12 protein-coding genes are annotated in these 15,256 nt (G+C 68.5%); 4 read left to right on the top strand and 8 right to left on the bottom strand.

Translation table 11 applies throughout. The features are described 5' to 3' along the window. Positions 1-67 precede the first annotated feature (67 nt). The 3 genes from ACFV4R_RS15155 (at position 68) to ACFV4R_RS15145 (ending at position 5,009) form a co-directional block, all read left to right on the top strand. Positions 68-1,399: an HRDC domain-containing protein gene (locus tag ACFV4R_RS15155; protein WP_377203206.1), complete on the top strand. Its 1,332-nt coding sequence runs from the start codon at positions 68-70 to the stop codon at positions 1,397-1,399. 128 nt (positions 1,400-1,527) lie between these two features. Next, positions 1,528-2,823: a thiolase family protein gene (locus tag ACFV4R_RS15150; protein ID WP_377203205.1), complete on the top strand. Its 1,296-nt coding sequence runs from the start codon at positions 1,528-1,530 to the stop codon at positions 2,821-2,823. Then, positions 2,820-5,009 carry a 3-hydroxyacyl-CoA dehydrogenase NAD-binding domain-containing protein gene (locus tag ACFV4R_RS15145; protein ID WP_377203204.1) on the top strand — a complete coding sequence of 730 codons (2,190 nt, stop codon included), beginning with the start codon at positions 2,820-2,822 and terminating at the stop codon, positions 5,007-5,009. Before ACFV4R_RS15150 ends, ACFV4R_RS15145 begins: the two co-directional genes overlap by 4 nt. 22 nt (positions 5,010-5,031) lie before the next feature. Here ACFV4R_RS15145 and ACFV4R_RS15140 read toward each other — a convergent pair whose 3' ends face one another. From ACFV4R_RS15140 to ACFV4R_RS15130, 3 genes are read right to left on the bottom strand one after another with little or no spacing between them, the layout of a single operon-like run. Beyond that, positions 5,032-6,720: an ABC transporter ATP-binding protein gene (locus ACFV4R_RS15140; RefSeq protein ID WP_377203203.1), complete on the bottom strand. Its 1,689-nt coding sequence runs from the start codon at positions 6,718-6,720 to the stop codon at positions 5,032-5,034. Next, a complete protein-coding gene (locus ACFV4R_RS15135; RefSeq protein ID WP_377203202.1) occupies positions 6,717-7,466 on the bottom strand; it encodes an energy-coupling factor transporter transmembrane component T in 750 nt (249 codons plus the stop codon). The genes ACFV4R_RS15140 and ACFV4R_RS15135 overlap by 4 nt, the downstream gene beginning before the upstream one ends. A gap of 11 nt (positions 7,467-7,477) precedes the next feature. Next, complete coding sequence (locus tag ACFV4R_RS15130; RefSeq protein ID WP_377203201.1) at positions 7,478-8,320, bottom strand: ECF transporter S component; 843 nt, start codon at positions 8,318-8,320, stop codon at positions 7,478-7,480. Between the two features lie 245 nt (positions 8,321-8,565). Between ACFV4R_RS15130 and ACFV4R_RS15125 the strand changes: the two genes are divergently transcribed. Next, positions 8,566-9,990 carry a mycothione reductase gene (locus ACFV4R_RS15125; RefSeq protein WP_377203200.1) on the top strand — a complete coding sequence of 475 codons (1,425 nt, stop codon included), beginning with the start codon at positions 8,566-8,568 and terminating at the stop codon, positions 9,988-9,990. Between the two features lie 10 nt (positions 9,991-10,000). Here ACFV4R_RS15125 and ACFV4R_RS15120 read toward each other — a convergent pair whose 3' ends face one another. From ACFV4R_RS15120 to dxs, 5 genes are all read right to left on the bottom strand, one after another. Beyond that, on the bottom strand, positions 10,001-11,026 hold the full coding sequence (locus ACFV4R_RS15120) for a nucleoside hydrolase (protein ID WP_377203199.1): 1,026 nt from the start codon (positions 11,024-11,026) through the stop codon (positions 10,001-10,003). A 76-nt stretch (positions 11,027-11,102) separates the two neighbouring features. Beyond that, complete coding sequence (locus ACFV4R_RS15115; protein WP_377203198.1) at positions 11,103-12,080, bottom strand: aldo/keto reductase; 978 nt, start codon at positions 12,078-12,080, stop codon at positions 11,103-11,105. A 9-nt stretch (positions 12,081-12,089) separates the two neighbouring features. Further along, positions 12,090-12,650 (bottom strand): hypothetical protein, encoded by a 561-nt coding sequence (locus ACFV4R_RS15110; RefSeq protein WP_377203197.1) that lies wholly within the window; start codon positions 12,648-12,650, stop codon positions 12,090-12,092. Continuing rightward, positions 12,647-13,231, bottom strand: a complete 585-nt coding sequence (locus tag ACFV4R_RS15105; RefSeq protein WP_377203370.1) for a DUF402 domain-containing protein — start codon at positions 13,229-13,231, stop codon at positions 12,647-12,649. Before ACFV4R_RS15105 ends, ACFV4R_RS15110 begins: the two co-directional genes overlap by 4 nt. Before the next feature lie 47 nt (positions 13,232-13,278). Next, positions 13,279-15,252, bottom strand: coding sequence for a 1-deoxy-D-xylulose-5-phosphate synthase (gene dxs, locus ACFV4R_RS15100; protein WP_377203196.1), 1,974 nt, complete (start codon positions 15,250-15,252; stop codon positions 13,279-13,281). Positions 15,253-15,256: the final 4 nt, after the last annotated feature.

The following is a 15,256-nucleotide window of genomic DNA, read 5'->3' as shown; positions in this document are numbered from 1 at the left end:
CCGTCCAGCCCTGCCGGGAGCCGGCCAGCGGACCGCCGGCGCGCAGGACCGGTAAACTGGGGGCATCATGACCCCTAACAACCCGGAAAACACCACGGCCGGCGCTCCGGCTGCTGATACCGCACCCCAGATCACCGTGGAGGGCTTTGACAGCCCCATCCCCGAAATCATCGAACTCGACGCACCCCGTGAGGGCGTCCCCCTGGTCATCGAGACCCAGGCCGGACTGGAACGCTGCGCAGCTGCCATCGCCGCAGGAACCGGGCCGGCAGGGGTGGACGCAGAACGGGCCTCAGGGTTCCGCTACGGCCAGCGTGCCTTCCTCGTGCAGATCCGCCGCGAAGGCGCCGGCACCTGGCTGATCGATCCCGAGCCGTTTGATGACCTCGCCATCATTAACGACGCCCTCCGCGGCGTCGAGTGGATCCTGCACGCCGCAACCCAGGACCTTCCGTGCCTGTCGGAGCTGGGCATGTGGCCGGACAAGCTCTTCGACACGGAACTCGCCGCCCGGCTGGCAGGGCTTCCCCGCGTGGGCCTTGCCGCCGTCATAGAGCAGCTTCTCGGCTTCGGCCTGGCCAAGGAACACTCCGCCGCCGACTGGTCCACCCGCCCCCTCCCGGAACCATGGCTGCGCTACGCAGCACTGGACGTCGAGGTCCTCAGTGAGCTGCGGGAAGAGCTGGTGGAACTGCTCCAGGCCGACGGCAAGCTGGAGTATGCCGAGCAGGAGTTTGCCGCGATCCTGGCAGCAGGCATCGCGCCGCCGCGGCTTGACCCGTGGCGGAAGACTTCCGGCCTGCACCAGATCAGGGACCGGCGCCAGCTGGCCGCCGTCAGGGAACTGTGGCTGGAACGCGACGCGCTGGCCCGCAAGCGCGATGTGGCACCGGGCCGGCTGATCCCGGACTCCGCGCTGGTGTCCGCTGCCAAGGCCATGCCTTCCACCGTTCCCCAGCTCCTGGGGACCAAGGGCTTCCACGGCCGGGCGGCGCAGCGTGAGGCTCCGCGCTGGCTCCGTTGCATCGCCGCCGCCCGCGATCTGGACGATCTTCCCCCGCTGCACCTGGCAACCAACGCGCCGCCGCCGCCCAGGGTCTGGGCCGAACGCGACCCCGAGGCCGCCGCGAGGCTCGCCACGGCCAGGCCGCTGCTGCAGGAGCGCGCCGACCAGCTGAACCTCCCGGTGGAAAACCTGCTCACGCCCGACTACCTCCGCCGGGTGGCCTGGCGCCCACCGGCAGCGATCAGCGAAGAATCGGTGGCTTCAGAACTGCGCGGACTTGGTGCGCGCGAGTGGCAGGTGGAGCTCACTGCCCCGCTCATCACCCGCGCTTTCCTGGACCCGCAGCCGCTTCCGCCCAAAGAGCCGAAAGCCGCAGTCACCGCGGGAAGCTAGCCGTCCGGCGCCCCTTCCACACCGGCCTTGCAGCCTAAGTTACTCGCGAGTAACATCGGACGTACTGCTGCGCACCCTGCCGTCCTCCGGCATGTGCGCGGCGCCTACGTCTCGATGAGGAGTTACACGTGAGCCACACCGGAAGCGGCGCCACCCGGCGCACTGTCCGCGACGTCGTCTTTGTTGACGGCCTCCGCACGCCCTTCGGCCGGGCCGGTGAGAAGGGAATCCATGCCGGTACCCGCGCCGACGACCTGATCGTGAAGTGCATCCGCGAGCTGCTGCGCAGGAACCCCTCGCTGCCGCCCGAACGGGTGGATGAGGTGGCCATCGCCGCCACCACCCAGACCGGCGACCAGGGCCTCACCCTGGGCAGGACCGCTGCGCTGCTGGCCGGATTGCCCCGCACCGTACCGGGCTTCGCCGTGGACCGCATGTGTGCCGGCGCCATGACCGCCGTGACATCCACGGCCGGCGGCATCGGTTTCGGCGCGTACGACGTCGTCATCGCCGGCGGAGTGGAGCACATGGGCAACCACCCCATGGGCTCCGGCGCCGATCCGAACCCCCGGTTCATGTCCGAACGGCTGGTGGACCCCGCCGCCTTGAACATGGGCAACACCGCCGAGAACCTGCACGACCGCTTCCCCGCCATCACCAAGGAGCGCAGCGACGCCTACGCCGTAGCATCCCAGGACAAGCTGGCCGCAGCCTACCGTGAGGGCCGGATCCAGCCCGACCTGGTGCCGGTGGCCGGCCGGAAAGCAGGCCAGGGCTGGACCGTGCACAGCGTGGACGAACCGCCGCGCCCCGGGACCACCGTTACCGACCTCGCCGCGCTCCGCACTCCCTTCCGCGCGCACGGCCGCGTTACCGCCGGCAATTCGGCGGGCCTCAATGACGGAGCCACCGCCGCCGTCCTGGCCTCGGGTGAAGCGGCAGCAGACCTTGGCTTGCCGGTGAAGATGCGGCTGGTCAGCTACGCGTACGCCGGTGTGGAGCCTGAAGTCATGGGCATCGGCCCGGTCCCTGCCACCGAGAAGGCACTGCAGAACGCGGGCCTCACCATTGGAGACATCGGCCTCTTCGAGATCAACGAGGCGTTCGCCGTCCAGGTCCTAAGCTTCCTGGACCACTTTGGCATTCCCGACGACGACCCCCGGGTTAACCGCTACGGCGGCGCGATTGCCGTGGGCCACCCCCTCGCCTCCTCCGGTGTCCGGCTGATGACCCAGCTGGCCCGCCAGTTCGAAGAAGACCCGTCAGTGCGCTACGGCATCACCGCCATGTGCGTGGGACTCGGCATGGGCGGCACCGTCATCTGGGAAAACCCGCACCACGCCGATTACAGTGGCGGCACCGGCACCACAGGAACAGCAACCACCGCCCCGGCAGCAGTCCGGACCGAAGGAGCCACAGCATGAGCGCCGCAGATTTCACCGGATTCGCCAGCCTGTTCCCCAACGAAACAGTCACCCATTCCTACGTGCAGGATATTCCGCTTCCCGCTGCCCCCGGCAAGGAAAGCCCCGGCACGTTTGCCCTGGTCACACTGGACAACGGACTGGACCACAGCAAACCCACCACGCTGGGTCCCAACACCCTCGTGGAACTGGGTACGGCACTGGAAGGCCTGCGGGACCGTGCCGCCCGCGGTGAGATCGCCGGCGTCGGGGTTACCGGCAAGCCCTACTACCTCGTGGCGGGAGCCGACCTCTCCGCCGTGAAATCGCTGGAAGAGCGCGAGCACGGACTCCACATGGCCCAACTGGGCCACGATGTATATGCAACGCTGGCCAACCTGGGCGTTCCCAGCTTCGCCTTCATCAACGGCACCGCCCTGGGCGGCGGACTGGAAATCGCGCTGCAGTCCACCTACCGCACCGTGTCCACCGGCGCCGGCGCCCTGGCCCTCCCCGAAGCCCTCCTGGGGCTGGTCCCGGGCTGGGGCGGCGTCTACCTGCTCCCCCGCCTGATCGGGCCCGGGAACGCCGTCAAGGTGATGATCGAGAACCCGCTCAGCAACAACCGGACCCTTAGCGGCCCGCAGGCTTTCGACCTTGGCATCGCCGATGCCCTGTTCGAACCCGCCGACTTCCTGGAGCAGTCCCTCGCGTGGGCCGCGAAAGTCATCGCCGGCGAGCTGGTCCCGGAACGCACCAACGCCGTCGACCCCTCCCACCCGGACACCGCCGGACGCTGGGCCGCCGCGGTGGCCGCGGGGAGGAAGTTCGTGGAGTCCAAGACGTCGAACGCGGCGCCCGCCCCGGGCAAGGTCCTGGACCTGATGGAAGCCAACCGCACCATGAGCCAGGCCGAATCGGCAGCCCTCGAGTGCGAGACACTGGCCGGGCTGATGCAGACCGATGAGTTCCGCGCCACTGTGTACGCCTTCCTGGACCTCGTCCAGAAACGGTCCAAGCGTCCCGCCGGCGCCCCCGACCGGAAACTCGCCCGCCCCGTCACCAAAGTCGGCGTGGTGGGAGCCGGACTGATGGCCGGCCAGCTGGCGCTGCTGTTTGCCCGCCAACTGAAGGTGCCGGTGGTACTGACCGACATTGACCAGGCCCGGGTGGACAAGGGCGTCGGCTACGTCCACGGCGAGGTGGACAAGCTGCTGGCGAAGAAGCGGATCAGCGCGGATGCCGCCAACCGCACCAAAGCGCTGGTGTCCGGTTCGGTGTCCAAGGAGGCCTTCGCGGACGCTGATTTCGTGATCGAAGCGGTCTTTGAGGAACTCAGCGTCAAGAAGCAGGTGTTCGCCGAGTTGGAGGCCGTCGTTTCGGAAGACTGCATCCTTGCCACCAACACGTCGTCGCTCTCGGTGACGGCCATGGCCGAGGACCTGCAGCACCCGGAACGGCTGGTGGGCTTCCACTTCTTCAACCCGGTTGCCGTGATGCCGCTGCTGGAGATCGTCCGCGGCCCGCGGACCAATGACGCCGTCCTGGCCACCGCGTTCGAACTCGCAAAGACGCTGAAGAAGACCGGCGTCCTGGTCAAGGACGCCGCCGCCTTCGTGGTCAACAGGATCCTGCTGCGCCTGATGGGCGAGGTGACGGCCGCCTTCGATGAAGGGACACCGGCCGACGTGGCGGACAGCGCACTGAAGCCGATGGGCCTGCCGATGTCCCCCTTCACGCTGCTGGCCATGGTGGGCCTGCCGGTGGCCCAGCACGTCCAGGAGTCACTGAACACTGCCTTCGGAGACCGGTTCCCGGTGTCCGCCAACCTGCACAAGCTGATCGACAACGGTGTGAAGAGCCTCTGGGAAACCGGGCCGGACGGTTCGGTTTCCATCCCGGACTCCACCCTGTCGCTGATGTCTTTCGGCACCAGCCCCTCCACCGCCGGCCAGGTGCTGCGGCGCACGCAGGACGCCTTGGCCGAAGAGATCGGCCTCATGCTGGACGAAGGCGTGGTGGCAGGACCGGAGGACATCGATCTCTGCATGATCCTGGGCGCAGGGTGGCCCATGTTCCTCGGCGGCATCACGCCGTACCTCGACCGGGTGGGTGCCTCCGAAAGGGTCAACGGCAAGCGGTTCCTCCCGCCGGGCGTGGCGTCCGGCGTGGCCCCGGGTCCGGCTGCGGGTCCGGCCTCCAACTAAGTCTGCCGCAGCCGGCCGCCGCTTAGCACCCGGCGAGCCGGCCGCCGTCGAGGGCCACCAGGCGGTGGGCCGCCGTCCGTGCATAGTCCAGGTCATGGGTGACCAGCACGACGGCGGCCCCCTCCGCGGCCGCGGAACGGACGGCTGCGTCCAGCACGGCCAGGCCGTCGCCGTCCAGAGCCACGGTGGGCTCGTCCAAAGCGATGACGGAGGGCCGCCGGGCCAGGACGGTGGCCAGTGCCAGGAGCCGCTGGCCGGACGCTGACAGCTCGGCCGGGTGTCCGTGGGCTGCACCTTCGAGTCCGGCCGCCGCCAACGCGGCCCCAGCACGTTCGCCTGCCTGCGCGGTGCCCAGCAGGCGGTCCAGGCCAAAGCGGACCTCGCGCAGGAGCGTCCGTTCGAAAAGTTGGTCACGGGGATGCTGGAAGAGCAGGCCCACCTCAACGGCAGTCTCCCCCACCGAACGCCCCGCGATGTCGCTGTTGTTCACCAGCACGGAACCGGTTGTCGGCTGCAGCAGCCCGTTCAGGTGCCGCAGAAGGGTCGACTTGCCCGCTCCGTTGGGACCCGTGACGGCAACGATCTCCCCCGGGTGCACCGCCAGGTTGATGCCAGCCAGGACCAGGGGCTGCCGGGGTGGCGAAGGTGCGCTCCTGCTGCGGGTCAGCCACCGGCCTTTGTTGCGGGGCCGGCGGGCGTCGGGACCGTAGCTGAAGGAGACGTCACGCAGCTCCAGCGCCGCGCGGGCTCCGGCAGTGTGCCGCGGAGTTGCTGTAATCACGGCGGTGCCGGTGGCGGCTGGAACCGCAGCCTGGCCTGTGGAGGCTGGGCCGACGGCTCCGGCGCTTGGCTGCGTGGTCAGGGCGGTCCGGGCGGTTGGCGGCGCGGGGCGGGCGGCTCCGCCCACCCACCGGATTCCCGCAGGAACCAGGCCGGTATCCGGGCCAAGGCTCGCAGGGTCGCCCGCGGCCGCCATGGTCCCGGCAGCGAGCACCAGCCACTGGTCCGCTGCCAGCAGGAGCCCGTCGATCACCTGGCTCAGGATCACGACGGCGGTTCCCGACGCCACGAGTTGCCGCACCAGGACCGCCAGCTCCTGGGCCCCTGCCGCGTCCAGGGAGCCGAACGGCTCGTCCATGACCAGCACGGCAGGCCCGGAGATGACGGCGCAGCCAATGGCCAGTCGCCGCAGCTGCCCGCCGGAGAGCCGGGCTGGATTCCTGTCGAGCAGTCCGCTGAGCCCCAGGAGGCGTGCCGTGCGTTCCACGGCGGCAACCATGGCCGGGCGGGGTACTCCTGCGTTCTCCAGCCCGAAAGCCAGTTCCTCCGCGACCGTCGCCCGGACGGTGGACAGGGCCGCTGCCGCGTCCTGGGGAACGAAGCCCACCTGCCGGCCCCACGCGGCGGTGTCGATGCGCGGTTCAACCCGGTGCTGACCATTAACGTCAGCGCTGCCCAGTCCGCTCCCGAAGTCCAACCGCGTGCCTGCCAGCTCCAGGTAGCCGTCCAGGGTTCCACCGCTTCCGGGCGTCAGCCAGCCTGCCAGCAACCGTCCCAGGGTGGTCTTTCCGCTGCCGGACGCACCCAGTACCGCGGTCAGGGTGCCCGGCGCGGCGGCGAACCTGATCCTTTCCAGGACTGGATCGCCGCCGTCGTGGAATGTGAAGCGCTGGATGCCGGCCTGCAGGACCGGACTGGATGAGAGCGTCACGCCCACCCCCCTGCTGCTCCGGCCCACAGGCGCAGGACGACCGCGGCAGCCGCTGCGAGCAGCAGCACAGTACGCAAGAGGCGCTGGGCTGTGGAGTCCGGGACGGTGCGGTAGCTGGTCCGCGGTCCGCTGCTGCTGAAACCACGTGCTTCCAGTGCAGCGGCACGGGTACCGGCATCGTCCACCAGTGCCAGGACCAGCGGTATAGCCTGCAGCCGGAACGCAGCCGCCCGGTGGACCAGACCCCTGCGGATCACCAGCCCGCGGGCTTCCTGCGCGGTGCGGATACGCTCCGCCTGCGCCGCGATGGCCGGCAGCAGGGTGAGCGTGGAGGCCAGCACAAAGGCAAAGCGTCCGCGGACTCCCTTGGCATTCAGGGCAGCCACCAGGTCAGGGACGCTGACGCTGAAGGAGAAGGCGAGGAGCGCCAGGACGGCCGCCCACACCTGCACGCCCCGCTGCAGCGCGAAATCCAGCCCTTCGGCCGTGACCCGGGCAGGGCCCCACTCGGCCAGGACGGTGCTGCCCTCGGGATAGGCCAGCCCGTGCACCATCAGCAGGGACAGGGTGAGCGGCACCAGTATTGCCGCTGCCGCCGGCAGCAACCGGCGGGCCGTGCCACCCGCGGCGGACACGGCGAGTACACCCGCAACGACGGCGAGGGACAGCGGCCAGCTGGCTGCCGCCGTCGTGATCACGGCTGTGCTGCCGGCCGCGGCGAGGCCGGTCAGCGGGTGGACGCGCATGGGAACGGGATTCAGGATGCGGGCGTGGAATCCTGTCCGGCCGCCTGTCCCGGCGCCTTCCCGGCCAGGACGTGGTGCCGGCGGACAAACGGAAACTGGAACCTGGTCCGGCGCGGCAGCGCGTACACCAGGACGGCCACCACGGTGAACACGATGGCCTTGTCCATGGGGTCGGAAATGAGTGCCTGCTTGGTGATGGCGGCCAGCAGGGTGTCTCCCATCGACCGGAAGGCGCTGACGATGGCGCCGGTTGCCACGCCTGAAGTGCCGCCGAAGACGAAGGCGGCCACCGGTGCCGAGACGACGCCCCCGATGATGCCGGTGGCGAAGCCGGCAACGGGGGCCAGGTAGAAACGGCGGAACAGGCCGTACCGGGCAGCAAGGCCGGCGAGGCAGCCGATCAGCGCAGCGCCTGCGGCGAAAGGCAGGACCGTGGGATTGAAGAAGGACCAGACGATGCTGCTGAGTGCACCGGTGGCAGCACCCGCGGAGGGGCCGGCCAGGACGGCGATCAGGACAGTACCGATGGCGTCCAGGTAAAAGGGCACCAGAGTACTGCCGACGAACTGGCCCAGCACGATGTTCAGGACCAGGGCCACCGGAATCAGCACGACGGTGGACGCCGGCAGGCTGGGCAGCACGGCCACGATCAGCAGGATGGCACCCACCAGAAACCCGGAGAGGGCGATCAGTGCGGACGCACTGCCCGGGCCACCGGTGATGTCCGCGGGCTGGTTGAGGACCAGGAAGACGTAGGTGCCGGCAATGGCCAGGGCACCGAGGATTTCCAGGAGCCGGCGCCGGCGGGCAGCGGCGGGCGCCGGGGACGGCAGCGTCAGGGAGGGCGATGACATGAAGGTTCCTTTGGGGTGCGGCACTGACGGCACGGAAAAACCGGGCCATGCGGAACGCCGCCTATGTCACCTCGGCGGCAGGAGCCGGAATGAACCGGCAGACGGAACCAGTCTACCGGCGCTGCAGCGTGCCGGCAGGTGTCCTCCCTTAGACTGCCGGAAGGGGCACCGGCAGTTCGGCTGGCGGCCCGCCCAAAGAACAACGGCCCTCCCTGGCAGGGGGTCCTCCACTGAAAGCTGGCCCCATGCCGCACTACGAACTCGCCATCATTGGATCCGGATCAGGGAACTCGCTGATTACCCCGTACTGGGACGGCAAGCGGGTGGCCCTGATCGACGGCGGCGTGTTCGGCGGAACGTGCCTGAACGTGGGCTGCATCCCCACCAAGATGTTCGTCTACCCTGCCGGGCTGGCCGCTGCGCCGGCGGAGGCCCGCCGGCTGGGCGTGGACCTGAGCCTGGACAAGGTGCACTGGAACGGCATCCGGGACCGGATCTTCGGCCGGATTGACGCCATCTCAGCATCGGGCCGCCGGTACCGGGCGGACGAGCTGGACAACGTTGATCTGTACGAGGAGCACGCGCGCTTCACAGGTCCGCGGTCCTTGCGGACGGACTCCGGGGTGGAGATCACAGCGGACCAGGTAGTGGTTGCCGCGGGTTCGCGGCCTGTGGTGCCGGACATTGAGGGCATTGACCTGCCCCAGGTGCACACCTCGGACACGGTGATGCGGGTGGACGGACTGCCCCGGCGGGTGGTGGTGGTTGGCGGGGGCTACATCGCCGCAGAGTTCGCCAGTGTTTTTGCCGGCCTCGGCTCCGACGTGACCCAGGTGAACCGGTCCGGTCGCCTGCTCCGCAGCCATGATGCGGACATCGCGGAACGATTCGCGGCCGCTGCCGCCGAACGCTGGACGCTCCGGACCGGTTTCGCGATCCAGTCCGTGGAGGACAACGGCGACGGCAGCGTCACTGCAGTCTTCGCGGGCGACGGCGGGGCACCGCTCAGGGTGCCGGCGGACCTCGTCCTTATGGCCACTGGCCGGGTCCCCAACACCGACAGGCTGGGAGCCGGAGCTGCGGGCTTTGACCTGCACGACGACGGGATACTCGCCGTGGACTCAAAGCTTCGGGTCCTCTCCGGAGGCGAACCCCTGCCGGGCGTGTATGCACTGGGCGACGCAGCCAACCCGTACCAGCTCAAGCACGTGGCCAACAGGGAAGCCCGGGTGGTGGCCCATAACCTTGAGCACCCGGACAAACTCCGAGACATCGACTACACCGCCGTCCCGTCCGCCGTGTTCTCCAATCCGCAGATCGCTTCGGTGGGGGTGACGGAAGAGGAGGCCCGGTCCGGCGCTGCAGCCGGATCCGAGGTTGTCACCGCCCTGCAGGAATACGGCAGCACCGCGTACGGATGGGCCATGGAGGACCAGGAGGGGGTGGTCAAGCTCATCGCCGAGCGCTCGACGGGACGGCTGCTGGGGGCCCACATCCTGGGCCACGAAGCGTCCAACCTGATCCAGCCGCTGGTGCAGGCCATATACCAGGAGACACCCGTGCACGAGCTGGCCCGCGGCCCGTACTGGATCCACCCGGCGCTGATGGAAGTGGTGGAGAACGCGTTGCTGGCCTTGGACACCGATGTACCGGCGGACGCCCCGCTCTAGCGGCCCCGTGTCAGCCCAGCCGGGCGGCCAGGTTCCCGATGGCCGTGATGAGTTCCCGGAACGCCTGCTCCGGGTTGTTGGCCGAGACGATCCGGGCGTTCGGTGCGCTCCCCCACAGCCCCCGGTAGTCAGCCACAGTCGTTCCCATCAGCAGCGGCGAGTCCGTCTCGACGTCGATGGTTGCCGGCCGCGCACTGTACTCGAGGGTGCCCGCGGCAACTCCTGCGGCAAAGAAATCGTGGACGTGCGCCAGGTAGCCCTGGTCGTACAGCCTGTGGAACTCGAAATAGAACCGCAACGCGTCCGAGAGGTGACGGATGACGCGGTTATCTGAGGTGCTCCGACGGCCCTCGGGCTGGTCCGGGAGCACAAGCTCGGGAATGGAGGCACCGGCCGCCTCGGCGAGCTGCCGGACATGGTCAGGCCGCATCTCCATCCGCTCGGTGGTGTCCAGCGAACAGACCACCGGCAGCTTCGCGGCGGGCCTGCCGCGGTAGGCGGCGTACACCTCCTTGGCCGCATGCGGATCCACGTGGGTGTTCCACTCGGCGGTGGGCGTGGTGTTCCCCTGGTAATAGAAACTTCCGCCCATGATCACGACGCCGGCCAGCAGCTCGGGCAGGTCCGGCTCCTTGCGGAGGGCCAGGGCGAAGTTCGTCAGCGGTGCAGTGATGAGCGCGGTGAGTTCGCCCGGCCGGGCGCGGGCATGGTCGATCCAGAGGTCGACGGCGTTCCGCGCCGAGACCTGCCCGCCCGGTTCGGGCAGGACGGCATAGCCGATCCCCTGCGGACCGTGCGTTTCCGGGGTGGTGACCAACGGGATGGACAGTGGTTCCCGTGCCCCGATGGCCACCTCAACGCCGGGGCGTCCGCACAGTTCCAGCAGCGCCAGGGTATTCCGTGCCACCTGGTCCGCGTCCACGTTTCCGGGGGTGGCCGTGACGGACACGAACTCCGTGTCCGGCAGGGCGGCAAGGTACGCAAGGGCCAGGGCGTCGTCGATGCCGGTGTCGACGTCCAGCAGGAATGCGGTCATGGTTGCGGGTCCGGTTGCGGGGTTCGGTCGTTGGGGTTCAGCTGCAGGGGTTGGCTGGTGCCGGTCCTCGCGGCGCCTAGAAGAGGGCTACCTTGGGCACGGCAGGAAAGATGCTGTCCAGTTCCGCGAGGTCGTCCGCCGACGGCTGCCAGTGGGCCGCAGCAGCGTTCTGCCGGACCTGCTCCGGTTTGGTGGCCCCGGCAATGACGCTGGCCACGGACGGCTGGGCGGCGAGCCAGGAGAAGGCGACCTCCACTTCGCCCAGGCCGCGTTCCTTGGCGAACAGGCTGAACTTGCCCAGCTGGTCCCAGTCGGCGTCGTCCACCATGTTGGTGCGTGTGTGGCTGAGCCGCGACCCGTCCGGCGCGTGGCCGGGCGCGTATTTGCCGGTCAGCAGGCCGTTGGCCAGCGGAAAGTACGGGAGGACGCCCAGGCCGAATTCCTCGGCAGCGGGGGTGACCTCCAGTTCCGCCCGGCGGTCCAGGAGGTTGTAGTGGTTTTGGGTGGAGATGAAGCGGGCTCCGCCGAGTTCGCGTGCCACGTACTCGGCCTGGGCGATCTGCCAGCCGGCGCGGTTGGAGTGGCCGATGTACCTGACCTTCCCGCTGCGGACAAGGTCGTCCAGCGCGGACAGGGTTTCGTCGATGGGCGTCTGCGGATCCGGCGTGTGGAACTGGTAGAGGTCGATCCAGTCGGTGCCAAGGCGCCGCAGGGACTCTTCGACGGACTGGATGATGTACCGGCGGGAACCGCGCGCGCCGAAATCCGGACCGTTGACGCCCTTGGCATCCATTCCGAACTTCGTGGCCACCACAACGTCGTGCCGGCGGTTGCCGAGCGCCTTGCCCAGCATTGTCTCGCTGAGTCCGGGCTCGCGGCCGTAGTTGTCCGCCACGTCGAACAGCGTGATGCCGGCATCAAGGGCCGCGGAAACGACGGCGTCGGTGCCTTCCTGGGATTCGGTGAGGGTGTTGGCGCGGCCCAGGTTATTGCATCCCAGGCCCACCGTGGAGACGGTCAGGCCAGATTTTCCGACGCGGCGGTTCGTTGTCACAGGGAACTCCTAGAGGCTGAAGCTGTTGGCGGGTTTGGCGGAGTGCTTGAGCTTGAAGTTTTCCGGATCGCTGAAGGGGGCAGCACCGATGCTGAGCTTGGTGAAGTCCAGGTCCTCGCCGCGGGCGCATATCTTGATGGCGGCGACGGCCTTGTTCACGTCCGGGCAGAGGCAGAAGATGTTGAGCTTGAAGTCGCTGAACCCGCTGCGGTCCACGGTGCCCAGGCCCCGCCAGGCGAGGTGGCTGATGAGGGCGTCGGACGCCTTCTGGGCAAGGTGGTGGTCGCGGGCGGTGCCTTCACGGGTCTTCAGGGCGAACTGGGCCACCACCCAGAACTGGTCTTCGGCAGGGATCTCGGCGTAGCCATCCTCGGCGCACTGCGCGGCGAAGGCATCCATCAGCCCGTCGGCGGCGGCAGCATCCGGTACGTCTGTCTCCTGGGTCTTGCTCTGGTGCCCCACGGCACCGAAGTTCATGACGAACTGGCCGTACTCTTCGTCGTACCATGCCTCCCGGAAGTGGAGTGCGCCTTCGTCGTCGCGTTTGTAGACCCGCATGTTGTCGCTCATATTCGTCCCTTGGTAAACCAGCCGACGTCCGTGCCGTCGAACGGTGCCTCTTGCGCCTTAACGGCCTGGAAAAGTTCTGCGGCGGAAGCCTCAAGGGACTCCGCCAGTGCTGCGGGGTAGTTCATGGCGGCGCGGTGGTCCTCGAACTCGTCCTCGTCGTCGATGAAGACGCCGCGGCCCTCTGTGCTCACCACGTCCAGGTCCATGTCGATGACGTGGAATTCGGTGACGTGCGGCCGGATGGGGTTCCATTCATGGGCCACGGCGAGGTCGATGTAGATCCGGACGCCACCGGGGTGGGCATCATCGTAGAAGGTGGCTACCCAGTCGCCGTCGCGCGGAACCAGGAGGACGGCGTCGGACCTGGTGTAGAACGCCGCGCCCGGCCGGGAACAGAACTCGTTCGTGCCCTGGAAGATCCACCAGCCGTGCCGGTCCTCGCCGAGGTAGCGGCCGGGCACCACCCAGTGTGCCTTGCCGTTCCACTTGCGGTTGCGGGCCACCACCAACTGGCCGGGTTCGAGTCCCTGCGGTGTCCGGGTTGCCCCTGGGTGGCCGGTTTCGTGCTGGTCTCCCAGCAAGCCGGGATAAGCGCGCCCGCCTTGGTCCTCCAGCCTTTCTTCTCCCCTCACAGGATGGGGAGGCTGCCGGTGGTGGGGTGTTCCTGCCCCGGCAATGGACGCGCGAAGGGGACCTTTGTCCCCAAAACCTGGGCGACGACGTCGTGCGTGATCTGTTGGGCGGTGAGGCCCACGCGCTCCATCACCTCGCTGCGGGTACCGTGGTCCAGGAACTCAACCGGAAGGCCCACCTCGTTCAGCGCTGTGTCCACACCTGCTGCCCGCATTTCCTGCCGGATCCGCGATCCCACTCCGCCGGCGCGGACGCCGTCCTCGATGCAGATCACCAGGCGGTGGTGCGAGGCCAGGGCGATGATGGAACGGCGGACCGGAAGGACCCAACGGGGGTCCACCACAGTGGTGCTGATCCCCTGCGCGCCGAGCCGGTTGGCCACGTCGAGGGCGAGCTCGGACATGGCGCCGACGCTGACGATGAGGACATCGTTGGCAGTGGAGCCTGCGGGCCGGCGTGCCAGCACGTCAACGCCGTCGCTGAGGCGTTCCAGCGCTTCGATTTCCGCCCCGACGGATCCCTTGGAGAAACGGACCACGGTGGGTGCGTCATTGATGGCCACGGCTTCGCGCAGCTCCTCGCGGAGGCGTGACGCGTCGCGGGGCGCGGCCAGGTGGAGGCCGGGGACAATCTGCACCATGGACATGTCCCACATGCCGTGGTGGCTGGCGCCGTCCGGGCCGGTGACGCCTGCCCTGTCCAGGACGATGGTGACGCCGGCCTTGTGCAGTGCCACGTCCATGAGCAGCTGGTCGAAGGCACGGTTGAGGAACGTGGCGTAGACGGCCACCACGGGGTGCAGTCCGCCGAAGGCCATGCCGGCTGCGGACGTCAGGGCATGCTGTTCAGCAATTCCGACGTCGATAACCCGGTCCGGGTGCTTGGCGGCAAACTTGTGCAGGCCCACCGGGATGAGCATGGCGCCGGTGATGCCCACGACGTCATTGCGCTCGTCCGCGATCGCGGCGATTTCGTCGGCAAAGACCGACGTCCAGGACTTTGCGCCCGCAGTACCGGTGGGTTCGCCGGTCTCCGGATCGATGATGCCGACGGCGTGGAACTGGTCTGCCTCGTGGGCGCGGGCGGGCGCATAGCCGTGGCCCTTCTCGGTCATGGCGTGGACGATCACCGGGCCGTCGTAGTTCCGTGCGGTGGCGAGGGCGTGCTCCAAGGCCTGGAGGTTATGCCCGTCCACGGGGCCGATGTACTTCATGCCGAGGTCCTCGAACATGCCCTGCGGGGCCCACCAGTCCTTGACGCCCTTCTTCATGGCGTGGAGGCTCTTGTAGGTGAACTGGCCCGCCGGGCCCCCGTTCTGGAGCTTCTTCTTCCACCAGTCCAGCGCCTTCTCGTAGGCAGGTGCTGCACGGAAGGAGTCGATGGTGGGGCGCAGGGACGCCAGGTAGTCGGCGAAACCACCCACGGTGGGTGCGTAGGAGCGCCCATTGTCGTTGACGACGATGACGACGCGCCGCTTCTTGTCGGCTGCGATGTTGTTGATGGCCTCCCAGGCCATCCCGCCGGTCAGCGCGCCATCCCCCACGACGGCGACGACGTGGCGGTCGCCTTCGCCGGTGAGCTGCCGGGCGCGGGAGATCCCGTCGGCCCAGGACAGTGACGAGGACGCGTGGGAGCTTTCCACGATGTCGTGTTCCGACTCGGCCCGCGAGGGGTAGCCGGAGAGGCCGCCTTGCTGGCGGAGGGTGCTGAAATCCTGCCGGCCGGTCAGCAGCTTGTGGACGTAGGACTGGTGTCCGGTGTCGAAGACGATGCTGTCACGCGGCGAGTCAAAAATGCGGTGCACGGCCAGCGTGAGTTCCACGACGCCGAGGTTGGGTCCGAGGTGGCCGCCCGTCTGGGAAACGTTAGTAATCAGGAATTCCCTGATCTCCGAGGCCAGCTGTTCCAGCTGCTCTTCGGATAAATCGTTCAGGTCCTGCGGATTCCGGATGGTGTCCAAGATTCCCAATGAC

The sequence above is a fragment of the Pseudarthrobacter sp. NPDC059871 genome (assembly GCF_042731175.1).
In the GTDB taxonomy this organism is placed as follows: domain Bacteria; phylum Actinomycetota; class Actinomycetes; order Actinomycetales; family Micrococcaceae; genus Arthrobacter.
The sequence above is the reverse complement of the archived record's forward strand: the minus strand, read 5'-3'. Positions and strand labels throughout refer to the sequence as shown.